The organism is Pseudoalteromonas sp. G5_S1_54_S4, assembly GCF_054968565.1.
On record NZ_JBQKUL010000006.1, the window covers coordinates 102,629 to 126,246 of the forward strand.

The 23,618-nt window shown below is 39.5% G+C and carries 28 protein-coding genes; 9 read left to right on the plus strand and 19 right to left on the minus strand.

Translation table 11 applies throughout. The features are described from left to right. Positions 1-106: 106 nt before the first annotated feature. The 3 genes from ACTRWE_RS04355 to folB are packed head-to-tail and all read right to left on the minus strand — an operon-like array spanning position 107 to position 1,752. Positions 107-907: an undecaprenyl-diphosphate phosphatase gene (locus ACTRWE_RS04355; protein ID WP_076922996.1), complete on the minus strand. Its 801-nt coding sequence runs from the start codon at positions 905-907 to the stop codon at positions 107-109. Next, the gene (folK, locus tag ACTRWE_RS04360) at positions 904-1,392 is read right to left on the minus strand and encodes a 2-amino-4-hydroxy-6-hydroxymethyldihydropteridine diphosphokinase (protein ID WP_008466048.1); all 489 of its coding nucleotides are present in this window, start codon (positions 1,390-1,392) and stop codon (positions 904-906) included. The genes ACTRWE_RS04355 and folK overlap by 4 nt, the downstream gene beginning before the upstream one ends. After that, on the minus strand, positions 1,393-1,752 hold the full coding sequence (folB, locus tag ACTRWE_RS04365; RefSeq protein ID WP_013464292.1) for a dihydroneopterin aldolase: 360 nt from the start codon (positions 1,750-1,752) through the stop codon (positions 1,393-1,395). Positions 1,753-1,959: 207 nt separating this feature from the next. Here folB and plsY point away from each other — a divergent pair, with 207 nt between their 5' ends. Further along, on the plus strand, positions 1,960-2,565 hold the full coding sequence (gene plsY, locus ACTRWE_RS04370; protein ID WP_008466051.1) for a glycerol-3-phosphate 1-O-acyltransferase PlsY: 606 nt from the start codon (positions 1,960-1,962) through the stop codon (positions 2,563-2,565). A gap of 23 nt (positions 2,566-2,588) precedes the next feature. Here plsY and tsaD read toward each other — a convergent pair whose 3' ends face one another. The 3 genes from tsaD to ACTRWE_RS04385 are packed head-to-tail and all read right to left on the minus strand — an operon-like array spanning position 2,589 to position 4,583. After that, the gene (tsaD, locus tag ACTRWE_RS04375) at positions 2,589-3,602 is read right to left on the minus strand and encodes a tRNA (adenosine(37)-N6)-threonylcarbamoyltransferase complex transferase subunit TsaD (RefSeq protein ID WP_008466060.1); all 1,014 of its coding nucleotides are present in this window, start codon (positions 3,600-3,602) and stop codon (positions 2,589-2,591) included. A 44-nt stretch (positions 3,603-3,646) separates the two neighbouring features. Beyond that, on the minus strand, positions 3,647-4,237 hold the full coding sequence (locus ACTRWE_RS04380) for a YjaG family protein (protein WP_008115608.1): 591 nt from the start codon (positions 4,235-4,237) through the stop codon (positions 3,647-3,649). Beyond that, on the minus strand, positions 4,221-4,583 hold the full coding sequence (locus ACTRWE_RS04385; protein ID WP_008466062.1) for a putative signal transducing protein: 363 nt from the start codon (positions 4,581-4,583) through the stop codon (positions 4,221-4,223). The genes ACTRWE_RS04380 and ACTRWE_RS04385 overlap by 17 nt, the downstream gene beginning before the upstream one ends. Before the next feature lie 75 nt (positions 4,584-4,658). Here ACTRWE_RS04385 and ACTRWE_RS04390 point away from each other — a divergent pair, with 75 nt between their 5' ends. The 3 genes from ACTRWE_RS04390 (at position 4,659) to ACTRWE_RS04400 (ending at position 6,946) form a co-directional block, all read left to right on the plus strand. Continuing rightward, on the plus strand, positions 4,659-5,108 hold the full coding sequence (locus ACTRWE_RS04390) for a DUF2721 domain-containing protein (RefSeq protein ID WP_008466063.1): 450 nt from the start codon (positions 4,659-4,661) through the stop codon (positions 5,106-5,108). Between the two features lie 243 nt (positions 5,109-5,351). Beyond that, positions 5,352-6,230 carry a LysR family transcriptional regulator gene (locus tag ACTRWE_RS04395; RefSeq protein WP_008468191.1) on the plus strand — a complete coding sequence of 293 codons (879 nt, stop codon included), beginning with the start codon at positions 5,352-5,354 and terminating at the stop codon, positions 6,228-6,230. Between the two features lie 95 nt (positions 6,231-6,325). Next, a complete protein-coding gene (locus tag ACTRWE_RS04400) occupies positions 6,326-6,946 on the plus strand; it encodes a 2OG-Fe(II) oxygenase (protein ID WP_138562527.1) in 621 nt (206 codons plus the stop codon). Here the strand turns inward: ACTRWE_RS04400 and ubiA are convergent. Beyond that, entirely contained in the window at positions 6,943-7,821 is an 879-nt protein-coding gene (ubiA, locus tag ACTRWE_RS04405) for a 4-hydroxybenzoate octaprenyltransferase (protein WP_008468194.1), read from the minus strand. The two genes, ACTRWE_RS04400 and ubiA, sit on opposite strands and share 4 nt — an antisense overlap. Beyond that, complete coding sequence (locus tag ACTRWE_RS04410) at positions 7,818-8,363, minus strand: chorismate--pyruvate lyase family protein (protein ID WP_462879556.1); 546 nt, start codon at positions 8,361-8,363, stop codon at positions 7,818-7,820. The genes ubiA and ACTRWE_RS04410 overlap by 4 nt, the downstream gene beginning before the upstream one ends. A 249-nt stretch (positions 8,364-8,612) precedes the next feature. Here ACTRWE_RS04410 and ACTRWE_RS04415 point away from each other — a divergent pair, with 249 nt between their 5' ends. Beyond that, positions 8,613-9,011 (plus strand): flagellar basal body-associated protein FliL, encoded by a 399-nt coding sequence (locus ACTRWE_RS04415; protein WP_076922989.1) that lies wholly within the window; start codon positions 8,613-8,615, stop codon positions 9,009-9,011. Here ACTRWE_RS04415 and glpG read toward each other — a convergent pair. The 6 genes from glpG to ACTRWE_RS04445 form a co-directional block, all read right to left on the minus strand. Next, positions 9,008-9,829 carry a rhomboid family intramembrane serine protease GlpG gene (glpG, locus tag ACTRWE_RS04420; RefSeq protein ID WP_262976673.1) on the minus strand — a complete coding sequence of 274 codons (822 nt, stop codon included), beginning with the start codon at positions 9,827-9,829 and terminating at the stop codon, positions 9,008-9,010. The genes ACTRWE_RS04415 and glpG overlap by 4 nt on opposite strands. After that, positions 9,826-10,143 (minus strand): thiosulfate sulfurtransferase GlpE, encoded by a 318-nt coding sequence (gene glpE / locus ACTRWE_RS04425; RefSeq protein ID WP_033104018.1) that lies wholly within the window; start codon positions 10,141-10,143, stop codon positions 9,826-9,828. Before glpE ends, glpG begins: the two co-directional genes overlap by 4 nt. A gap of 65 nt (positions 10,144-10,208) precedes the next feature. Further along, the gene (gene tdh, locus ACTRWE_RS04430) at positions 10,209-11,234 is read right to left on the minus strand and encodes an L-threonine 3-dehydrogenase (protein WP_008468202.1); all 1,026 of its coding nucleotides are present in this window, start codon (positions 11,232-11,234) and stop codon (positions 10,209-10,211) included. 52 nt (positions 11,235-11,286) lie between these two features. Then, on the minus strand, positions 11,287-12,483 hold the full coding sequence (locus tag ACTRWE_RS04435; RefSeq protein ID WP_008468203.1) for a glycine C-acetyltransferase: 1,197 nt from the start codon (positions 12,481-12,483) through the stop codon (positions 11,287-11,289). A gap of 163 nt (positions 12,484-12,646) precedes the next feature. Then, entirely contained in the window at positions 12,647-13,216 is a 570-nt protein-coding gene (gene gmhB / locus ACTRWE_RS04440; RefSeq protein ID WP_008115591.1) for a D-glycero-beta-D-manno-heptose 1,7-bisphosphate 7-phosphatase, read from the minus strand. Next, complete coding sequence (locus ACTRWE_RS04445; RefSeq protein ID WP_008115590.1) at positions 13,213-14,274, minus strand: glycosyltransferase family 9 protein; 1,062 nt, start codon at positions 14,272-14,274, stop codon at positions 13,213-13,215. The genes gmhB and ACTRWE_RS04445 overlap by 4 nt, the downstream gene beginning before the upstream one ends. 123 nt (positions 14,275-14,397) lie before the next feature. Here ACTRWE_RS04445 and ACTRWE_RS04450 point away from each other — a divergent pair, with 123 nt between their 5' ends. Beyond that, a complete protein-coding gene (locus tag ACTRWE_RS04450) occupies positions 14,398-15,120 on the plus strand; it encodes a 3-deoxy-D-manno-octulosonic acid kinase (RefSeq protein WP_008468205.1) in 723 nt (240 codons plus the stop codon). Positions 15,121-15,123: 3 nt separating this feature from the next. Here the strand turns inward: ACTRWE_RS04450 and ACTRWE_RS04455 are convergent, their stop codons facing one another. Then, on the minus strand, positions 15,124-16,209 hold the full coding sequence (locus ACTRWE_RS04455; protein WP_462879557.1) for a glycosyltransferase: 1,086 nt from the start codon (positions 16,207-16,209) through the stop codon (positions 15,124-15,126). Next, complete coding sequence (locus tag ACTRWE_RS04460) at positions 16,206-17,279, minus strand: glycosyltransferase family 1 protein (protein WP_462879558.1); 1,074 nt, start codon at positions 17,277-17,279, stop codon at positions 16,206-16,208. Before ACTRWE_RS04460 ends, ACTRWE_RS04455 begins: the two co-directional genes overlap by 4 nt. A gap of 169 nt (positions 17,280-17,448) precedes the next feature. On the opposite strand from ACTRWE_RS04460, the gene ACTRWE_RS04465 reads away from it, so the two are divergent. Beyond that, positions 17,449-18,996 carry a capsule assembly Wzi family protein gene (locus ACTRWE_RS04465; RefSeq protein ID WP_128583424.1) on the plus strand — a complete coding sequence of 516 codons (1,548 nt, stop codon included), beginning with the start codon at positions 17,449-17,451 and terminating at the stop codon, positions 18,994-18,996. A 62-nt stretch (positions 18,997-19,058) separates the two neighbouring features. Here the strand turns inward: ACTRWE_RS04465 and hldE are convergent, their stop codons facing one another. After that, positions 19,059-20,498 carry a bifunctional D-glycero-beta-D-manno-heptose-7-phosphate kinase/D-glycero-beta-D-manno-heptose 1-phosphate adenylyltransferase HldE gene (hldE, locus tag ACTRWE_RS04470; RefSeq protein ID WP_013464279.1) on the minus strand — a complete coding sequence of 480 codons (1,440 nt, stop codon included), beginning with the start codon at positions 20,496-20,498 and terminating at the stop codon, positions 19,059-19,061. Then, positions 20,498-21,088 carry a D-sedoheptulose-7-phosphate isomerase gene (locus ACTRWE_RS04475; RefSeq protein WP_013464278.1) on the minus strand — a complete coding sequence of 197 codons (591 nt, stop codon included), beginning with the start codon at positions 21,086-21,088 and terminating at the stop codon, positions 20,498-20,500. The genes hldE and ACTRWE_RS04475 overlap by 1 nt, the downstream gene beginning before the upstream one ends. A 324-nt stretch (positions 21,089-21,412) precedes the next feature. Here ACTRWE_RS04475 and waaA point away from each other — a divergent pair, with 324 nt between their 5' ends. Both waaA and ACTRWE_RS04485 read left to right on the plus strand, forming a co-directional pair. Beyond that, complete coding sequence (gene waaA, locus ACTRWE_RS04480; RefSeq protein WP_128583460.1) at positions 21,413-22,696, plus strand: lipid IV(A) 3-deoxy-D-manno-octulosonic acid transferase; 1,284 nt, start codon at positions 21,413-21,415, stop codon at positions 22,694-22,696. Next, the gene (locus ACTRWE_RS04485) at positions 22,693-23,241 is read left to right on the plus strand and encodes a DUF1415 domain-containing protein (RefSeq protein WP_013464276.1); all 549 of its coding nucleotides are present in this window, start codon (positions 22,693-22,695) and stop codon (positions 23,239-23,241) included. The genes waaA and ACTRWE_RS04485 overlap by 4 nt, the downstream gene beginning before the upstream one ends. Positions 23,242-23,277: 36 nt before the next feature. Here the strand turns inward: ACTRWE_RS04485 and ACTRWE_RS04490 are convergent, their stop codons facing one another. Then, positions 23,278-23,607, minus strand: coding sequence for a YdbL family probable chaperone protein (locus ACTRWE_RS04490; RefSeq protein WP_008468219.1), 330 nt, complete (start codon positions 23,605-23,607; stop codon positions 23,278-23,280). Positions 23,608-23,618 lie beyond the last annotated feature (11 nt).

The window sequence follows — 23,618 nt, forward strand, 5'->3', positions numbered from 1 at the left end:
AAATTTAATGGCGTTATAATGCCAAAATTTAGCTTAAGTTACCATTAACCCTTGGCGCAAATAAAAAAGCCTCCCAAAGTGGGAGGCTTTCCTGAAGATTAATAGCTTATAGCATTAAAAAGAATATTAAACCGACACCTAATAATAAACGATAAATAACAAATGGTAGCATTCCCATTCGCTCAATCACTTTTAAAAACATAAAAATACAAGCATAAGCTGATAAAAACGACAGCACTACACCTAACAATAAAGCAGTCCAATCAACAATATGATCGCCAAGCGCTAGCTCTGCTGTGTAATAAAGGCCCATCATTGAAATGATTGGAATAGCTAATAAAAACGAAAAGCGCGCTGCACTTTGCTTATTCATACCTAACATTAAACCCGCTGTCATGGTAATACCTGAACGTGAAGTGCCAGGGATCATTGCAACGGCCTGTGCAAAGCCAATAATGAGGGCCGTTTTCCAGTTTAGCTGATAGATTGTTTTTATTTGCTTACCTTTGGCATCGGCGTACCAAAGCAATAGACCAAATACGATTGTTGTGGTCGCAATCACCCATGCACTGCGCAAATACAGTTCAACAAAATCTTTTAGCAATAGCCCTAAAATAGCGGCAGGCACAGTACCTAAAATTATCCACCAGCCTAGTTTGCTGTCATCTGTTGTACCTTGTGCACCAAACGATTTAAACCAAGCACCGAGTATATCGGCCACTTCTATACGAAAATAAATAACAACAGCAATTAACGTTCCTACATGAACGGCAACATCAAATGCCAAGCCTTGATCTTCCCAGCCTAAAATTTGCGACGGTAAAATTAAGTGTGCAGAACTCGATATAGGTAAAAATTCAGTAAATCCCTGAATTAGGGCTAAAACAATTATTTCTATAATACTCATGGGTTAGAAAACTCCACCTTCCATAGTTTTTGTTGAGGGTTGTTATATGCATTCCATATTTGGGCAATCGTTTTTTTTGCTACAGGGTGATAAAAATCAGGAGCCACCTCTGCTAAAGGCTGTAATACAAAGGCATTTTTGGTAATTTCGTCACGTGGTAGTTGAGCTGGGCTCTCGCAAATGACATCATCGTAAAAGAGTAAATCGAGATCCAAGGTGCGCGGGCTAAATTTTTTATCATTTGCTTTGCGACCATTATCGCGCTCTATTTGTTTTAATAACGCACACACATCTTCAAGCGCCATATCGGTAGTGGCAGCAAGTACGGAGTTGTAAAAGTTATTACCGGCAAAACCCACCGCTTCACTTTCAAACACCGAAGAATGTTGTGTATTTTTAAAATGTTTATTTAACGCCACTAAAGCACGCCTGATATGCTCTGCTTTATTAATATTCGACCCTAAGCTAATAAATATTTGCGCCATTTAAGCAAGAGCCTTGTTACGCGTTATTTCTACACCGACGGTTTGCGCTTGTGCAACTGCAGCGGGCTTACTTACTTTTATTGTCACTTGTGGGGTATTAAATTCGGTTAAAATGATTTGCGCTAATTGCTCCACCAGTGTTTCTAAAAGCTCTACCGGTTTAGCCGTACTGTGTTCGATAACACGCTCACTTACCTTAGCGTAATCCAGTGCCAAGTTAATATCGTCGTTTTGCGCTGCGGGCTTGATGTCGCTTAACATTTCAATATCAAAGTACAGGCTTTGTTTACTTTTCTTTTCAAAATCATACACCCCGATAATCGTTTCGACATGCAATTGTGATATAAATACCTTGTCCATTGATACTCCAAATGACTGTAACAAGTCACTGAGTTAATTACATATTGTATCAATCAAATTAATACTGTATATACTTTAATCAGTGTTTAAATATACTAAAATTACTTCTACAATAGAATCGTTACAAAATTGCGAGTAATTTAAGAAGCCCGTAAATTTTGACGCCAATAATAGCTTAAAAGTAATGATTAAAAAATAAGGAAGCGCGTGTTAGTCATTTTAATGTTTGTTTTAGCCTATTTGCTCGGCTCGATTTCATCGGCCATTTTAGTGTCGCGGCTATTCAAACTCCCCGATCCACGCACGCATGGCTCCAATAATCCAGGTGCAACCAATGTTTACCGCTTAGGCGGGTCACTTCCTGCATGCTTAGTTTTAGTCTTCGATATTTTAAAGGGCACAATCCCTGTTTGGGGCGCTTATTTTTTAAAACTCGAGCCATTAGAGCTTGGTTTAATCGCCGTTGCTGCATGCCTAGGGCATATGTACCCGTTATTTTTTAGTTTTAAGGGCGGTAAGGCGGTTGCAACTGCATTTGGCTCGTTACTACCGATAGGGCTTTCTTTAGGAGGGTTATTGATTGGTACTTGGTTGCTGATTGTCGCGATTACTCGTTACTCATCCCTTGCCGCGTTAGTGGCCGTTACGCTAGCCCCTTTATACACATGGTGGATAAAACCGTTATACACCTTACCGGTGACCTTTATTACGCTACTGATCATTATTAGGCATCGCACTAATATTGTGCGTTTATTTAAAGGGGAAGAACCAAAAGTAGGGACTAAACAAGCCCCTACAGATGATAAGAAGTAATAACTAACCTGAATTCTGGTTAACTATATTGCTTCTAAGCTATCGATTGGCCAGCGCGGTTTAGTTTTCATATCAAGCGTAGCAAACTGCCCCGCTTTTAAACGCTGCATACCGGCATACGCTATCATTGCACCATTGTCAGTACAAAACTCAGTACGAGGGTAAAACACTTCGCCCTTCATACCTTGCATCACACGCTCTAATTGCAAACGTAATTGCGTATTAGCACTTACGCCACCGGCTATTACTAAGCGCTTAATACCGGTTTGTTTTAATGCGCGCTTACACTTAATTACTAAAGTATCAATAACGGCCGTTTGAAATGCATGAGCAATATCTGCTTTTGTTTGCTCATCACTGTCGTTTTCACGAATAGCAATTGAAGCGGCGGTTTTTAGGCCACTAAAGCTAAAATCTAAGCCAGGTTTGTCTGTCATTGGACGCGGAAAAACAAATCGCTTAGCAACACCTTGTTCAGCCATTTTAGCCAAACGAGGGCCGCCTGGATAATCAAGCCCAAGTAACTTGGCTGTTTTATCAAATGCTTCACCAGCAGCATCATCTACCGACTCACCCAATACTTCGTATTGACCAATACCAGCAACTTTTACCATCATGGTATGACCGCCAGAAACCAATAAGGCAATAAATGGGAACTCGGGGACGTTTTCCTCAAGCATTGGCGCTAATAAATGCCCTTCCATATGGTGCACTGCAACCGCTGGGATATCCCAGCCATATGCTAAAGAGCGACCAATTGAGGTACCTACTAACAAAGCCCCTACTAAACCTGGCCCTGCCGTATAAGCAATACCATCTAAATCTTCAGGCCCACAACCCGCTTGCGCAAATGCCGCATCAATAAGCGGCAATGTTTTACGTACGTGATCGCGCGAGGCAAGTTCAGGTACTACACCACCATAGTCTGCATGTACTTTTACTTGGCTATATAATTGATGGGCTAGCAGCCCTTTTTCGTCATCATAAATAGCAATACCAGTTTCATCGCATGATGATTCAATGCCTAAAATTCGCATTGTTAATTCTCCTGCCACCTAACAAGGTGTTTAAAACAAATAACTTACAGTGCTAAACCAATGTTAGTTTGGCCATCAGCAAGGACATGCTTTTTCAATGCTTTCACATTTTCAGCAGTGATACGCCCCATTGCTTCTACAAAATCAATTAGTTCACCTAATACCTCTATTTCGTATTGCATCAGTGGGTGTTCACGCACCGCTTTGTTATCGGCAACATCACCTTCAACCGTCATTTGGTACTCAATAAAGCGAGCTACGGTGGCCTGTGATATTTTACTCACATTAACAAACTCTTGCTCATCTTGTGCTAAAAGGCCATGCATTAAACTCAGTAATGAGGTGGCAGCATCGATTGCAGGATAGGTACCAAACATATCAAAATCGGCAAGTTCAGGAACATTAGGTTCTATTTTTTCAACTTGCTTTTCTAAATCAATTTTACTTTTAGGAAGGAGTATTTTTTCCCAACATACATTTAAAGCATTGCGTAAAATAACCTCATCGCCAAAGCCGGTAGCCTCACTAAATAGTCCATAATTAGGCAACATACGCTCTATTAACGCACTGGCCAATACCGCTTTTTGTAAATAATTTAACTCTCTAATACGCTGAAAATTATTCGCTTTTGTCATTCTTTAAGGTCCCACATGACCAACAAAAATCAAATGTTGATCCATTATGCTCATTACAATTAGGGCACACCCAATCTGGAGCGGATTGTTTTACTTGCTGATAGTTTACCAATATTTCACGTGCATGGCGCTCTTTTATCGCATAAACCTGCACACTTACTTGTGTTTGTTCAAATGGGATCTCGCCCATTGCGCCTTGCAGTATTTCACCTTTTATTTGGCACTCAATTCCCGCATTAAGAATCAGTCCTTTTATTATATTGGCCTCTAAACTATTTTCTGCATTATAAAGCGTCACCCAATCAAATGATGTTACATTTGATTGGCTATTATTAGTATTTTGCAATATCCACCTCATTTACTTTATGTGTACGATAAGCCCGCGTAACCTAAAGCAAATAATATGATTTAAGGACACATTATGACGCTAACTACCCCAGGTTTACTTTTTCCAGCCATCTCATTGTTATTACTTGCCTATACAAACCGATTTTTAGTGCTTGCGCAACTAATACGAGAATTGAATGCCCGTGAAGGTGAGTCTATTCGTCCTGTTGTAGTGGCGCAAATAACTAATCTTAGAAAGCGAATAAAACTAATAAGGACCATGCAAGTATACGGAGTGGCCTCTTTTTTATTATGTACGTTATCTATGTTTGCATTATTTATAGAATTTAATACCACGGGCATTATTTTATTTGGTGTTAGTTTAAGCTGCTTGAGCTTATCTTTGCTTACTTCATTATTTGAAATTCATATTTCTTGTGATGCCATAGAAATTGAATTACAAAACATTGAAAATAAGCCTTTAAGTAACCGAGTTAGTAAAAACTTTATTGAGCCTAATCCCAAAAGTAAAAACAGCAATTAACAAACTGAGAGTTTAATAAAGCTGTTATAAAATTGCACAAATTAGGCTAATGATAAAACCCAACAGTTACTTAACATTACCCAAAGGTATAACAACATTTTGCAACTATTCTCTTTAAATACGATTAAAAGAAAGTTAATCTTAATAAGTGGTTAAAAACATTATTTCAACTGATCTGTAGGGATATAAAGTCAGTATTAAATCTGTAATTCCCCTAGCTTACCTATAAAAAAGGACTATATAGTGAGATTTGAACAATTAGAACAGTTTGTAGCACTTGGCCTACTTCGTCATTTTAGGCAAGCTGCTGAACAAACCCAAATTAGCACATCTGCATTAACCCGTAGCATTCAAACTCTTGAAACGGAGCTTGGCTACGAACTTGTTACCCGCTCTACTCGCTCGGTTAAATTAACTCAAGCAGGGGAGCTTTTCCTCGACTTTGCTAAAAATACGCTCAATGAGTTAGAGCAAATAAAACACCGCGCTTTTCAATCAATTAATGGCACTGAAGAGAAAAAACTGGTCATTGGTTACACCACAACAACCAGCAGCATAGTGCCAATTACCTGCGGCGAATTTTTGAGTCAGTACCCGCATATTAAAATTGAGATGCAGCTGCAAAACAAAACTGAGCTTCATAGAAAGTTACTTCAAGGGGAAATTGACATTAGTGTATGCTCGCAAATAGTCAATAGCATTGGTAGCGATATACAATTACCTGATCAACTTATTTTATTTTGTTCAAAACAACACCCTTTAGCAAATAAAAGCGATATTAGTAAAAAAGAGCTCGAAAGCTATCCAATGTTCAGTTGTTTTTCGCAGTCAAAACAAGTGCAATCAATGCTTAATGAAGTAATAGACTCGTTAAATAAAGTTTCAACTATTAAAGTAGGTAGTATCGAGCAGGTAATGGCTGGACTTGAAAAGTCAGATCATTTTGCTATTGCAGGTATTGAACACACCAGCTCTGTGGCAGAAAACCATAACTTAATCCAGCTTAAAACGAATAACGATATTAGCCATGAACAACTTGTGGTGCAAACAAGCCAGCAAATAGAGGCAGGTGAGCATGTTGACCACCTACTCTCGCTAATTAAGAAGGTTTCAAGAGCATAAAAAATGACTCCATGCGTTTTATAACAACTATAAATTAGTGGCATTAAAGTTTTTTTTCACTACACTAACGCTCCCTTATATTATGACTAGCGTTAATGAATAACTTTACAGCTGCTGAAATTTACCTAGAGCACATTGAAACGCATGGCTATGCCATTATTGAAAACGCCATTGATAGTGACTTAATATCTGAGTTGATGGCTGATTGCTATAGAATAAATCCTCACTTTAGCCTTGCCGGTATTGGACGATTAAACAATTTACAAATTGATGATTCCGTTCGTAAAGATAAAACCTACTGGTTTGATGGCAGCTCAAATGCACAACTTGGCTACCAGCAAGTAATGGAAGCAGTTCGCACTACCCTTAATCGTAACTTTTTCATGGGCTTGTTTGATTATGAATGTCACTATGCAAAATACACGCAGGGTGATTTTTACAAAAAACATGTAGATGCGTTCAAAGGTCGTTCAAACCGTGTTTTTACCACCATATTGTATTTAAACTCTCCTAAGAAAGGCGGAGAGCTGGTTATTTACAAGCCAAAAAGTAAAGACATAGAAGTGGTTATAAAACCCACTGCAGGCACTTTGGTATTATTTGAAAGCGAACGCTTTGTGCATGAAGTACTTCCGGCTTTTGATAACCGCTATTCGATTGCTGGTTGGTTCAGAAAAAATGCGTCAATTAGTGGTATTATCGACCCACCCCGTTAAGAAAAAACGGGGTAAGAAAATAATAAGCCTATAAATACAGTAAGTCCCACATAATGATTATTCAAAAACGCTTTAAAACAGGCATCTCGTTGACGTAAATGAATCAAACGCTGTTGATACACAAGTAACATTGCTGCAACAGCTAATCCCAACCAAAAACTAAATCCTATTTGATTCATCAACCCAATTAAAACCATCAACGCAAAAAAGCTAAAGTTAAGTAGCGCTATAATATGGCGGTCATAACTGGCGAATAAAATAGCGGTTGATTTTACTCCTATTTTTAAATCATCGTCTCTATCAACCATGGCGTACATAGTGTCGTAAGCCACCGTCCAGCAAATATTGGCAATAAATAGCAACCATGCCTGCACGGGTAAAGAGTTTATTGATGCCATAAAAGCCATTGGGATTGCCCAACCAAAAGCCGCGCCCAATACAACTTGAGGAAGTTGCGTGTAACGTTTCATAAAGGGATAACAAAACGCTAATCCAAGTGCACCAAACGATAACAAAATAGTATTGGTATTAAGCAATAATACTAATATAAAAGCGATGACAACGAGTAATAAAAACAAACTAATTGCTTCGCCACTACTTACCGCTCCGGTCGCTAGCGGCCGCTGACAAGTACGCTTTACTGAGCCATCAATTTTTCTATCGGCAAAGTCATTGATAACGCATCCTGCGCTTCGCATAACTATTACTCCAAGGGTAAACACAATGAAGTTTGTTAGGCTTGGTATCCCTTCATTTGCTATCCATAGTGCCCAATAAGTTGGCCAAAGTAGCAATAAAGTGCCTATGGGCTTATCAATTCGCATTAACTGAATGTAATAGGGAATATGATTAACAGACAAAGCGGCTAGTTTCATGAGTATAAGTAAGCTCCTGGTAAAAAAACCTCACAGACCAAAAATTGATAGTTATGTAAAGAAAATACGCTGCGTCTGCCCAGTAAAGAGCGATTCGGTAAATTAAGTTCGCTCACCAGTGATTGCAATGGGTGATTATCATCAAAGCGAGCAATTTCAATATCAGTGCGCCTTAACGCAGGATCTTGAAAGATAACATCACCTAACGGGCGTTCTCCCATATTGTGCAGCTGATTGTTTGTATTATTGCTTGTTACTGGCAACCAACTTTGAGCATAAACAATCGGTTGTTCATCACACAACAGTAACACTTCACGGTTAAGTACTGTACTTACCTGCTCACTTAATAGCGTTTGCTGTGATTGCGAAAGGTCTACTTTTTGCTCACTCAACACTTTTACAGCAAAACGCTGAGACTGACTTTTTAATTTAGCCGTTAAAGAATGCGGTTCAAATAACCACTCTTGCTCAGCGCTAGATAAGCCAGTTACTTGAGCGGTACTCTGCCAATCAGCAGATAAAGAAAGAGGAAAAGTAATCACAATAACTCTACTTGAAAAAAATCAAAGAGATCATAACATTGCCAACGAATTTGAAAAAGCGCGATTTACTCAATACCAAGCACACCCTGTTATTATAAAAAGCTAATCAGCATTTGACTCTCGCTATTGCCTATCCCAAACTTGAATCCAGAGTACTTTTACAAACACAACAAATAACAGCATCTTGCTGTATCTTATTTACTAATAAGTATAAACTATTTGTAACCAGTTTACGGAAACGCTTTTGAAATGAAAAAAACAGTATTTACAGGCCTTTTTATTCTTCTAGTCAGCTTAACTAGCTTATCGGCACGTGCTGAGTCTACTGTCGGTTATTTTGGGTTTGAGCCAGACATTATTACTAATTACATTGGCCCATCGAGTAAACAAATGGGCTATGTACGTGTCACTGTTGATTTAATGCTTAATAAAAAATCAGATATTGCCATTGTAGAACACCACACGCCGTTACTTCGTGATGCGTTAGTAGAGATATTATCTAAAGAGCCTGAAAACAAAATAAAGTCTTTAACAGGACGCGAGCAAATACGCCTTAAAAGTGCAGAAAAACTAAAGAGCCTTCTTAAAGAAGAAACAGGACATGAGATCATCCGTGATCTCTTATTTACTAAATATTTATATCATTAGGCACTTTTTGTTTTAAAAAGCTGAGCGGTATAGGCAAAAGCCATACCGCTAACGAGCCCACCTAAGTGTGCCCAATTAGCCATTCCAACAAATAATACATCTGCAAAACCAAGTACTAACCATACCAGCATAAAACCAACAATTGCGGTTGTAACCAGTGCAGGCTGTTTAGGGTTAAGTGCGCTGTAAATCCAACAAAAGCCTAACAACCCATATACAACACCGCTAAGCCCACCAAAGTTAGGACCGACCATTAAGTACTGTGCCCAATTACTTATTAAAGCGGTAACTAAAAACAGCCCAATTAAACTCGACTTACCACATTGCTTTTCAATGTTGTCACCCAGTGATACCCACCAAATTAAGTTAAACACAATATGCATAGCGCTAAAATGCACAACAGCAGGTGTTAACCAGGTAAGTGGTGACGCAGGGTTAAACTGCAACGCCATATAAATAGGTTCAAACGCACCCAATAAAAAGGCAATATAAACAACAATACTCAGTATGCTAACACTTTGATTAAGCCAACTTAAGGCTTTAAACCGCGCGACTAAATTAAGCGACTGGCCTTGATATTTTAATGGTGATTGCGTGCTGCCTACTTGCCATGATGCTTGTTGATAACGTTCATGGTTAGGGTTTTTAGCAAACTCATTCCACAAAGGTTGAACCGCATGAAAGTCCTCAGGCGCCACACTAATGACAAGCGTATGGCCATCCTCAGTACGAATTTGCCCGCTAAACCCTTGGCTTTTTAAGTAATCTATAAAGCCCTGTGCAGCGCGAGGGTTAGTTAGGCTGCCTAGCTCTATCATCGTGCTACTTTATCCTTGTAAGCGGCTTCCCATGCAGTAAAACCGCCATCCATACTGTAAACATCTTCAAAGCCTTGCTCTACTAAGTAGCTGGCAGCGCCTTGTGAGCTCATACCGTGATAACAGACAATAATAATCGGCTGGTCAAACTCTTTTTCCATCATAAATTGGGCAATATTCGCATTAGATAATGCCTCTGAACCCGGAATATGACCCGCTTGATACGAATTAGGATCGCGAATATCAGCAATCACTACATCTTCTTTATCGAGTAGTTCGAGGGTTTGTGCGATTGATATATGTTTAAATGCCATAGTACTCTCTTATAATTACAAAAAAGGCGACAAATGCCGCCTTTAATTCTCTTAACAAGGGGTAATTAATCCCAGTTAAGAATTACTTTACCCGATTGGCCTGAAATCATCATATCAAAGCCAGCTTGGAAGTCATCTATTGAATACTGATGAGTAATAATTGGTTTTAAATCAAGCCCTGATTGAATCAAACTAGCCATTTTGTACCAAGTTTCAAACATCTCACGACCGTAAATACCTTTGATCACTAAGCCTTTAAAAATAACTTGATTCCAATCGACCGCCATATCTGAAGGTGGAATTCCCAACATGGCAATTTTGCCGCCATGATTCATGTTATTTAGCATGGCATTAAATGCACTTGGTACACCTGACATCTCTAGGCCAATATCAAAGCCTTCAGTCATGCCCAGCTCTTTAGCTACATCTTCAAGCTTTTCATTCGCGACGTTTACAGCACGCGTTGCGCCCATTTTACGTGCTAAGTCTAGGCGGTATTCATTTACATCAGTAATAACCACATGGCGTGCACCCACATGCTTAGCCACTGCTGCTGCCATAATACCAATTGGGCCAGCACCGGTGATCAAGACATCTTCACCGACTAAATCGAACGATAATGCGGTATGTACTGCATTGCCAAATGGGTCAAAAATAGAGGCAAGTTCATCGCTAATATTATCTGGGATTTTAAACGCATTAAATGCAGGAATCACTAAATACTCTGCAAATGCGCCTTCGCGGTTTACACCGACCCCTGTTGTATTACGACATAAGTGAACGCGCCCAGCACGACAGTTACGACAATGGCCACAGGTTATATGACCTTCACCTGATACACGGTCGCCAATCTCAAAACCACGCACCTCTTGGCCCATGTCGATTACTTCACCCACGTATTCGTGGCCAACCACCATAGGCGTCGGTATGGTGTTTTGTGCCCACTCATCCCACTTATAAATATGCACATCGGTGCCACAAATAGCCGTTTTACGAATCTTAATTAACAGATCGTTATGACCCACTTCAGGCTTTGGTGCATCTGTCATCCAAATGCCTGGCTCTGCTTTTAACTTTGATAATGCTTTCATAATTCACACTCAATTAAAAAATCGCGACTTCAGCCGCGATTTAACAAGAAAATTAAATAACACCAATCTCTTTACCAATACGGGTAAATGCTGCAATGGCTGTATCAAGCTGTTCTTTGCTGTGCGCTGCAGAGATTTGGGTACGAATACGCGCCTGCCCTTTTGGTACAACAGGGAATGAAAAGCCGGTTACATAAATCCCTTCAGCCAATAGCTTATCAGCCATAAGTGACGCTACTTTGGCGTCTCCTAGCATCACAGGAATAATCGCATGATCTTTACCTGCACAGGTAAAACCAGCCGCTTCCATTTGCTCACGGAAGTATTTAGCATTTGACCATAGCTTAGCGCGAAGCTCACCGCCATTTTCAAGCATTTCTAACACTTTAATTGACGCCGTTACAATTGAAGGCGCTAATGAATTTGAGAATAAGTAAGGACGAGAACGCTGACGTAACCATTCAACAATTTCTTTTTTACCTGAGGTATAACCACCCGAGGCTCCACCTAGTGCTTTACCTAAGGTACCAGTAATAATATCAACACGATCAAGCACGTTGCAGTATTCAGGTGTACCTTTACCGTTTTCGCCAACAAAACCAACGGCATGTGAGTCATCAACCATAACAAGTGCATCGTATTTATCAGCTAAGTCGCATACAGCTTCTAAGTTACAAATAACGCCATCCATTGAGAACACGCCATCGGTTGCAATTAATTTAGTTTTAGCACCGGCTTCATCGGCTGCGATTAATTGCTTTTCTAAATCAGCCATATCGTTATTTGCATAACGGAAACGTTTTGCTTTACATAAACGTACCCCATCAATAATAGAAGCATGGTTTAATGAATCAGAAATAATCGCATCGTCTGCACCTAATATGGTTTCAAACAACCCCGTATTGGCATCAAAACATGATGAGTACAAAATGGTGTCTTCAGTTTCTAAAAATTGACTGATTTTTTTCTCGAGCGTTTTATGAATATCTTGTGTACCACAAATGAAACGCACAGACGCTACACCAAAGCCATGGTCATCTAAGCCTTGTTGCGCCGCTTTAATAAGCTCTGGGCTGTTAGCTAAACCTAAGTAGTTGTTAGCACAAAAATTAATAACTTTTTCGCCTGATGCCACTTCAATTTGAGCTTGCTGCTGCGAAGTGATAACACGTTCATTCTTGTACAAACCTTCCGCTTTAACGTCTTCGATTTGCTGTTGTAATTGGCTAAAAAAAGCAGATGCTCTCATCTGTGATCTCCATTTGGTTGAACGGGTTAAACAGCAGACGTGTTGCTGCTATTTATAATGCGGGTATTGTAAAAGTTTAAGCGCCAAATTGCACTGTTTGTCATTCGTCGCAAATTACCTAACTGGCAGGAAAAGCTGCCAGTTTACAGGCTTGAGGTGTGTACTACGTTAGATCAGCAAACAAAGCCGGAAGGTCGTTGATTGAGTCACAAACATAGTCAGCAAAATTTACAGCTTTGTCATCAAATTTTTGCCCTGAACGTACCAGTACTTTGGTACGTACATTAGCGCTAATGGCAGCGTGCATGTCACCTAATTTGTCACCCACCATCACACTAAGCGCAGGGTTGATATGATGATCTTCTATTCCTTGAAGTAACATGCCAGGCGCTGGTTTTCTGCAATCGCACTCTTTTAAATAATCTGGTAATGCGTTTTTAGGATGATGAGGACAAAAATAAACGTCCGTAATTTCAATTTGATGAGCGCTAAACTGCGCTTTCATCCACTCGCTAAGTGTTAAAAATTCGCTCTCAGAATAATAACCACGGCCAATGCCTGACTGATTAGTCACTATAATTATTTTATAGCCCGCATCATAAAACGCTTTGCATGTTGAAAACACACCGTCTATAAATTCAAACTCTTCGCTTTTAAACACATAACCATGATCAACATTTACTACGCCATCACGATCTAAAAAAAGCGCCTTGTTAGTGTTCTCTTGATTCATAACAGCGACTCTTTTTTAACAACATGATCAAACATTTGTTTTACTGCATCGGTGGTTATTTGGCTCATTAAATCATCGCCTTTAACACGAGTACCCCAAGGCAATTGCTCGGCGATTTTACCTGTTTGCTTTACTAAGTTTTGATGGTAAACCTCAACAACATAGTCTTGGTATAAATAAGGCCCCGTACGCGCAGGGTTTGAATGCGCATATAAACCAATAACGGGCGTACCCACAGTCACCGCCATATGAGCTGGGCCTGTATCGGGCGCAAGTACTAAGCTTGCCCGTTTAAGTAAGCACAATAATTCTTTGAGTTTTGTTTTACCCACCAAGTTCAGAATGGGTGAATCAGAGTGTTTAATGATGTTATTTGCTAAATTAATTTCCAGTTCAGTCGGTCCACCAGTTAATACTATTTTAAACCCCTGTGTATGTGCATAATCCGCAAGCGCAGCATAGCGATCGGCTAACCAGTTACGCTGTGCTTTACTTGCTGCTGGCGAAATAACAAATAGCTTATTTGATAAATAATCGTCACCTAACAGCTCATCAGCTTTAGCTTGATCTTTGTTGGTAAAGGGCATATTCCATACAGGGACATAATCATCAACACCAATCGCTTGGGCAAAGCCTTTAAATCCCTCTAAAACATGCGCCTGAGATTGGGCTTTAATGCGTTTATTAATAAATAAACTATGTAGCTCTTTTGAACGAGCCCAGTCAAAACCAATTTTAACTTTGGCAGGAATACAGCGAGCAACAAAACCTGCTCTTAAAGCCACTTGCATATTAAGCAGTACGTCAAAACACTGCCCTTTAAAGGTTTGCTTTAACTGTTTCAGTGCCGCTTTACCTTGTTTTTTATCAAATACAACAAGCTCAACGCCTGGTAAGTCAGCTAACAGCATCGCCTCGACCTTACCTATAACCCATGTAATTTTGGCATTTGGGTGTGCTTTTTGAATAGCTTGTACCGCACTTACTGCATGGCATACATCACCAATAGCAGAAAGACGTAAAATACAAATTGAAGTGTAAGTAGGCGCTGAAGTCACACGTTTCCTTGGAGGTAAAATAATAAAACCTGATCTTAAATTATAATCGCGTCATTGCAAGTACTTATCCTTAGCGTTAAAACACGTTAATATGTGCACATATTAACGCGAACCCTATGAGCTATGTTTAATCAACACGTCAAAAATAACCATGTCATTTTGAGCCATCCTCAATATAGCAGCCAGATAGAGTTAGATTGGTTTGAGCCCAATTTCTGGCAGCAACAGCAAAAAATTGTTGGCGCTAAAAAGGGACGTGCAACCGCATGGTTTTTTAAACACGCAGATTTAACGGCTGTGTTGCGCCATTATTGGCGTGGCGGCCTAATAGGAAAACTACTTAGTGACCAATATTTATATTGGGGACTAGAGCAAACGCGTGTTTATCAAGAATTTAGCTTAATGACTCGATTAATAGAGTTAGGCTTAAATGTACCAAAGCCTATTGCAGCTAAAGTGAGTCGCTATGGCTTCATTTACCGAGGTGATATTATTACTGAAGCGGTTAGCGGCGCTAAAAGTATATTAGATATACTGATTGAACGCACATTGAGTGAAGCTGAGATAAAAAAAATAGCACAAACTATTGCCCAATTTCATAGTAAAGGGGTTTATCACGCTGATTTAAATATTAATAATATTTTATTTGATGACTCTGGTGATGTTTACATTATCGACTTTGACCGTGGCGAAATAAAAGTTCCCCATAAAAAATGGCAACAAAGCAATATGTCTCGCTTACAGCGCTCCTTTTTAAAAGAGCAAAGCCGCAATAGCAACTTTCATTGGCAGCAAAACGATTGGCAGCGTTTAGATAAACACTATCGTGACGGGTTAACCCAATAAAAACTAGTTTGCTAATGCTAAGTATTGCTCTGTTACCCTATCGGCACACACTTTTTCTAAAATAGCTGCTTTGCCTACATTTGGGTTATCTGCGAGCACTTGCTTAACTGCCAGCACAAGCTTTTCGCTTTGACCAATTGGTACTAAATATTTGCTTAACTCACCTGTAAGTATTTCACTTGGACCATGAGGACACTCAGTACTGACAACTGGTGTTCCTACAGCCAAAGCCTCAACTAACACATTACCAAATCCTTCAAAGTCTGAGCTTAACAACAAAACCTTAGCCTGCTTAATCCAATTATAAGGATTTTGTTCAAATCCAGGTACAATAAGTTGATTTTCAATTCCGTATTGTTTGGCTAACTTAAACGCTTTCTCTTTTTTATTACACAACAATACCAATTTATATTTTTTATCTAATTTGGCAAATGTGTCAAACAGAACATCGTGACGTTTTTGTTTAGCAAAACGTCCCACATGAATCAAGTAAGGTGTATCTGGTATATTAATATTTGATTCATTAGCTTGCTCATTAATTTCTTTAAAATTAAAGGGGTTATAAATAGTTGTTATAGCACTTGGACTAATTAAGTTGCCTTGCTTTATTTCTTCTTCAACCCCTTTAGAAACACAAATCAATGATTTACCATTTAAGTTTTGTTTGCTTTTTTTAAGATATAAATATGAAAGCGGACCTAGTTTTTTTTGCCTAGCGAGCTCTGCATTAACTGAGTTATGAACAACAAAATGGATATTTTCTATTTTACTTTTTGCTAATAAGTTATTACTACGATCTAAATTAGAAAGTACTAAATCAATAGAACCAAGTTGAAGTAGCTTTTGTTCAAACCATGCTTCTAATACTTTAACATTCTTTTTTATCTGCCAAAATCGATCAACTTTTGTTGCTCGACCTGAAAATAAACTTTCAACGTTCAAAGTGGTTGGAATGTCATATTCAATATTTTGCGCCAATGACAAGATAGTCACATTGTGGTCTTTTAATACCATCTCTTGCGCTAATGTAAGCATTACCTTTTCAGCGCCACCACCAACAAGAGAGTCAATTACAATGACAATATTCATAGCTTATTCCCCTGCAACAGTACTTTTACACCATTCGTTATAACATCAAAGCTATGTACATTTTCTAACAACATATATTGGCTGAGTGTATTGTTATAATTTGGCTCAGTAAGTAGCTCTTGCACTTTTTGAGTGATGTCTAAAATATCAAGCTCAGCTTGTTTAACAACGCCAGTGGCTGCACAACGTGCGACTCGATCACTCTGATCTTTTGAAATAGCACAAGCAATGGTTGGGGTTTGCAAAGCAATAGCTTGTAGTAAAGTATCACCCGCGCTCAGTAATGCAATTTTAGCCTGACTGAGTAAGGCTAAAAATTCAGTTCCCTCTTGGCTTGGCAAACAAATTAACTCATTGGTTTTAGGTAGCGACTTAGTGTAATTAGGGCCAAATACCACCACGCCTTTCAAGCCTGTTTGTTTAGCAATAACAAGCCCTGCTTGAAAATATATATCTGCGCAATTTACGCCATTAACTGTATGACCACCAGAGCCCGCGTTAACAATAAAGAATTCTTTTTCTTTCAAGTGATAACGGTTTAGTGCATCGCATTTTTGTTGCGCTGATGCAAATACTGTAAATGGCCCAACATTAGCAGGATAGGCCAAAGGCAACATGCTCAATTTTAGCTTTTCATACCACGAAAGAGGTTCAATACAGTAATCCGGTTGTACCACCCAATGAGTATCAATAAGACCAGTCCTATTAAGCTTTAAACCTTTTGCCCGCTTTTTTGCATGCTGTGAAATAAAAACAACTTTAGCACCCACTTTTTTTGCAGCTTTCATTTGCTCAGCGCGTCCTGCACAATCAAATAGCACCGCATCTGGTTTGTATTGCTTAATAAACTGACATACATGCGTATTTTCTTTTGTTGCCGATTGGTTTAAGAGTAAGCTAGAAAACGGGCAGCTTTTAGCATAAGCCGTATGCTTATTTAAGATAAAATGAATATCTAACTGCTTGCCATACTCAGCCTTTAAAGTTTGAGCCAGCTGTAATGAGCGCATATATTCACCAATACCTTCTGGTGATGACACAGGAATAAATAAAAGTCGTTTTTTGCTCATTACAATCTCACTGGCTTATTTGACCTGCAGTATACCAATGGCAACTTTTTAGCGATAGATGGTAAGCATTTTTCTATATGATTTAACATACCAATTTAGATTTAATTACTGCAATAAGATGCTTAGATTGCTAAACTTACCGGTAATTTCAATCACAAGGATCTGAGCTTTGCGAAACAAAATTTTTATACTTTCTTCGCTTTTTTGTGCAATGAGTACCCCTGTTTATGCTGAACCCTGGGTTAAACCTGATGATTTTGGGTTAAGAGCGGATATCCAGCAACTCGCCGATGCAGGTGTTATTTTAGCCCCGGTAACGACTTACCCGTTAATGTGGAAAAGCTTTATTGCTGATATCGATAATGCCGGACTAGAGCAATTATCACCTCGCTTACAAGATGCGTTATTGCGTGTAAAACATCGTTATAAGTCAGAAAACAGTGGTTCACATAGTGTTCAACTTTCTGCATTTGCCAGCTCAGATCCATTAGCGACCACCAGCTTTGGTGCAACGAATACCCAAGAGTCAGAATTAACAGCAGCCTATGCTTACCTAGGACATAACTTTGCAGCCAAAATTGCGCTTAATCACCGCAGTGATGGTAAAAAGTGTTTAATCAACGGTAAAACAACAGACAATATAGTTAACAATGAGCAAGCACTGACTGACTGCAATGATACCTCACTTGATGATAGCTATTTAGCGTATCGTTTGGGTAATTGGATATTTAGAGCCGGTGCGGTTGAACAGTTTTGGGGACCAGGCGTTGATAACAGTCTAATTATGTCTGGTAACGCCAAACCACTTCCTGCAATAAGTATCAGCAGAGAACAAAGCAGTGCATTTGAAACACCTTGGCTGAGTTGGATTGGTCAGTGGAGCTTTACTGCACAAATGGCAAAGCTAGAGTCAACCCGAGTTGTACCAGATGCGTTATTATGGAGCACTCGTGTTAACTTTCGCCCCGTTCAACAATTAGAAATAGCATTAAGCTGGACAGCACAATGGGCAGGGAAAGGACAACCAAGCTCGGCTAGTGACTTTATCGATATGATTGCCGGTGATACAGAATGCGTTGATGGCACCAGTAATTGTGATAGCCAGTTACAGTCAAAAATTGGTAATCAATTAGCCGGTATTGATATTCGCTGGTCTGATACGTTGTTCAATCAACCTTATGCTATTTATGCAAGTACCATTGGTGAAGATGCGAGCTCACAATTTAAACCAGCAGATAGAGCGTATTTATTTGGCTTACAAACAACACATCGCGTTTACGAGCAGAATTTACTAGTCAACTTAGAATATATTGATACAGGTGTCTCTTGCTCTGCGGGGTCAACGACCGAAAACTGCTATTATGAGCACACAGATTATCAATCAGGCTATCGCTATCATGGCCGTCCTATCGGCTCTACTTATGATAATGATACGCAGTCACTAGTACTTACTGTACTTGGGCAACTCTCAAGCGGAACTGATTGGCAAGTAAAACTGCGTGATATTGACTATAACAGCGACAACCGCGACCGTTACCCTAATAATCCAGATTTAGGTAACTCAATCACAAAAACCGCATTTAGTTCTAAGCAGCTTGAAGTACGTTATAGAATGCTTGCCATGGGGGGGCGCTTAACCCTTGGCGGACTTGCCTCTAATAACGATGGAGCAGAAAACGATACGTCTGCATTTGCTAAGTTCGAATACAACTTTTAGTTTCATTAATAACATTAAAAAGAGGATAAACTGCAGTTTATCCCCTTTTTTTGATTAGCGAACTAGCTTTTTATTTTGCTAATCACTTTTGATGTTGAACAGCCATCTAAAAACTCAAGCACTTCGACTTTTCCGCCATGGCGCAGCACATGCTCCGCACCGGCTATTTGTTCTACCGTATAGTCGCCGCCTTTGACAAGAATATCAGGGCTTATTTGCTCGATAAGTTTTGCCGGCGTGTCATTTTCATCAGCACTTCCAAACGGGATAACCCAATCAACGGAGGCAAGTGCACTGAGGACCATGGCGCGCTCATCTAATGGGTTTATTGGGCGTTCTGGGCCTTTCAAACGAGCAATAGATTCATCATTGTTTAAACCAACCACTAATCTGTCCCCACGGGCTTTAGCTTGCGCTAAATACCGCACATGCCCTGCATGCAAAATATCAAAGCAACCATTAGTAAATACAATCGTTTCACCATTTTGCTTAGCAAATTCAATATGCTGCAATACGTCATCAAACGGGGTTTGATAATGCTCGCCAGTTGCTTGTAAGTATTGCCCCAGTTTTCGGCTTAACTCTTCTGGAGAAACCGTAGCCGCGCCCAATTTACTCACCGCAATACCTGCAGCTAAATTAGCAATTTCTACCGCATCTTTAGGCATCATGCCCGCACCTAACATAACGGCAAGGGTTGCAATAACAGTATCCCCAGCGCCAGTTACGTCACTGACCTCAAGCTCTTGAGCTGCAAAATCATATTTTTCAGTGGCATTTATAAGCGACATACCTTGCTCTGAACGGGTAAGTAACATCGCCGTTATACCCGCATCACTAATGAGGTTTCGTGCACTACTTGCAAGTGTCTCTTCTGAGCCCACTTGCCCGCCTGCTAATTTAAATTCATTTAAATTAGGGGTTATATAATCAGCACCGCGATATAACTGTAAGTCCGATGATTTAGGATCAACAAGTACCGTTTTACCTGCTTTTTTGGCCACACTTATCATCTCTTTGATCAGCGATAGCGAGCCTTTGTTGTAATCAGAAAACACTATAAAATCGTAATCATTTAGCACAAGCTCTAATCGATTCAATAAAAGCTGGCTATGTGATTCGTTAAAAGTTTCTTCTAAATCTAAACGTACCACTTGCTGGTGACGGCTAATTACACGCATTTTAGAAATAGTCGGTAAATCACACACGCTGACAAGCTGTGAACTTATTTTTTCACCTTCTAAAATATTTTCTAAAATTTGCCCACTTTCATCCTCGCCAATAAGGCCTAACAACCCCACTTTACCATCTAAACGGGCTATATTTTTAGCCACGTTAGCCGCACCGCCAGCCTTGTCTTCAAATTTACTGACTTTAACAACGGGTACTGGCGCTTCTGGTGAGATACGCCCTGAATCACCATACCAATAACGATCGAGCATCACGTCGCCCACCACTAAAATACGTGCTGCTGATAAGTTCTTTAGTAAAGATAAATCCATTACTGCTGCTCCACAACAACCATATCCATGGCTTCACATAACCAATGGCCAATAAACATGTGTGCTTCTTGAATACGCGCGGTCTCGTCGTTTTTGATAATAATAGGTAACTTTGCAATATCTTTTACTTGCCCGCCGTCACGGCCAGTAAGTGCAACCGTGAATGCCCCTATTTTGTTAGCAGCTTCTAATGCTAAATTAATATTTTTACTGGTACCTGATGTAGTTAAACCAATCACAATATCCTCAGGCTTACATAGCGCCTGTACTTGGCGCTCAAACACAGTATCAAAATGATAATCGTTGCTGTGCGCTGTTAAAATAGACGTGTCTGTGGTCAAAGCAATAGACGCTAATGGGCCTCGCTCTAATTTATAACGCACCACAAACTCTGCAGCTAAATGCTGAGCATCGGCAGCACTGCCGCCATTACCAAACCAAACAACCTTACCACCAGCTTGTAAAGCACTATGACATGCTTCTAGCAACTGCATTACCTCTTGATGATACGCCTCCATTGTTTCAAACAATACTTGATGACGGTTTAAACTTTCTAGGTAGCTGGTTGCCACTGAATCTATAATTGACATGAGATATTCCTCTTGGAACTGAAATGGCAGGAAAAATTAATTTCATTATTCCATAATTTTATAGCCAAATCACCTCTATATAACTAAATTAGATGTTTCACAGAAACTAAAATCAAAGGCTTACTGCATGGAAATCGTTTTTGTTATAAAAGTAACCATAAGCATTTCCTAAAATCATGAAACTGATGCAATAGCGTGATTTGAATGACATTGATTTAGTTTATACCCTAGTAAATGAACTCAAACCAACTTTTATACTTTGTATGTTTAGAAATAAGCCGTTTCACGATAAACTAGCTACAATTACCTTAAACAAAGCTCAGTATGGCACGCACTTTTTATTCACTTGCACTAATCATTATTAGCCCTTTGATCATATTTTATTTATATGTATTACGTGGTAAAAAAAATTCGGGTTATCGCGCGCATTTTAAAGAACGTTTTGGATTTGTACGTCGCTGTTTATTTTCTAATAAAACTAAACCTGTTGTTATTCATTGTGCTTCTGTAGGTGAGGTATTAGCAGCTACGCCATTAATTAAAGCGTTGCAAAATGAGCACCCGCAGCTCAATATTTTGATCACTTGTAATACCCCGACTGGCCGCGCACAAATAACAGCACAATTTAAAGATACCGTCGCTATTAGTTATTTACCTATCGATTTTCCTTTTGCCACTGCTCGATTTTTAAAACGCGTAAAACCGCAGTTACTATGTATTTTAGAAACTGAATTGTGGCCAAATATTATGGCTAATGCGCATAACAAAAAAATCCCGGTATTGGTTGTTAATGCGAGACTTTCTGAAAAGTCGCAGCAGGGTTATCAAAAGGTTGCGCAGTTAACTCACCGTATTATGCAATCTATTACTGCGTTAGCCAGTCATAATAAAACAGATGCAGAGCGTTTTATTACACTTGGGCTTGAGCCTTCAAAAAGCCATGTTACAGGTTCAATCAAGTTTGATATAAGCCCCAATCAAGAGCAACTTACAAAGGTGAGCGTGCTCAAACAGTACTATAATAGCCAAGAACGTTTTATATGGGTGGCAGGTTCTACTCACCCTATAGAGCATGAATTAATACTCGATGCCCACCAGCAGTTGTTAAAAAAGCAGCCTGATGCTTTATTGATTATTGCCCCGCGACACCCCGAGCAATTTGATAAAGTGGCTGAACTACTCACACAAAGTACTTTAAGCTTTAGTCGTCGTAGCCAAAATAATTACCAAAACGAACACGTTTTACTTGCCGATACGCTAGGTGAATTACAGTGTTTATACGGCGCGGCTAGTGTTAGTTATATTGGCGGTAGTTTGATTCGTCGTGGTGGTCATAACCCGCTTGAGTCAGCCGCATTTTCGGTCGGTGTAATAACAGGCCCTCACACGTATAACTTTGATCATGTCTATCCTGAGTTAACAAAGCTCAAAGGGGCATGCGTGGTAGAAAATGCAGATGAACTGGCACAACAACTCATTACCTTTAGCCAAAATAAAAAGGCATGCCAAACGCTCGGCACAAAAGCTGCGCAATGTGTTGCTAAAAACCAAGGCGCCATAAAAAAAACACTCACTATTATTAATCAATACTTAGAGCCAAAACAGTGACTAACATAGCTATTAGCCAAACCCGAGAATGGGTTTCATCCGTTATTGTAAAATATAACTTTTGCCCGTTTGCCCGTAAAGAAGTCGAAAACAACTGTATTCATTACATTGTAAGTAACGCTAAGACTATCGATGATGCTGTAATGGATATGCTTGAGCAATGTATCGAGCTTGACCGCGAGAGCGAACGAGAAACCACGCTAATCATGTTCGATAACGGTTTTAGTGACTTTGAAGACTTTTTAGATTTAGTCGATTTAGCAAATGCGCTATTGGTTGCACAAGGCTTTGAAGGTAAATATCAAATTGCTAACTTTCATCCTGATTATGTATTTGCCGATAGCAATGAAACCGATCCGGCCAACTACACAAATAGAGCACCGTTTCCTACCTTGCACCTAATTCGTGAAGCAAGTATGAGTGAAGCACTTGAAAACTATGACGAACCTGAGTCTATTCCTGAGCATAATATAAACTTAGCACGCCGAAAAGGCATTGATTTTTGGCAACAATTATTAGAAAACTGTAAAAAACCGAGCGTATAAGCTCGGCTTTTAATACCTTTAGTTGACCCATTAACTTTATTTTTTGACCCAGCTACCATTTACTTCAATATAATGGCCGCTTTGCGTTTTTTCGATTGTTTTTGCTGCTGCCAATGCCTCAACTTGTGCAAGTGACAAGTTATTCTTTTTAGCTAATTTTAAGTACTGTGCCTTACGTTTTTCGTTAACGTCATCAACAACCGCTTTTGCTTCTGTATTTTGTACAACTAATCCAAGGTAGCCTGAGCTGTTTTCACCAACTAAGCCTTGGCTTTTAGCTTCATCTAAACTCATAGCCCAAACTGAAAATGACATACAAACGGCACTGATTAGGGTTACTATATTTAATTTATTTTTAATATTCATATTCTAGCTCC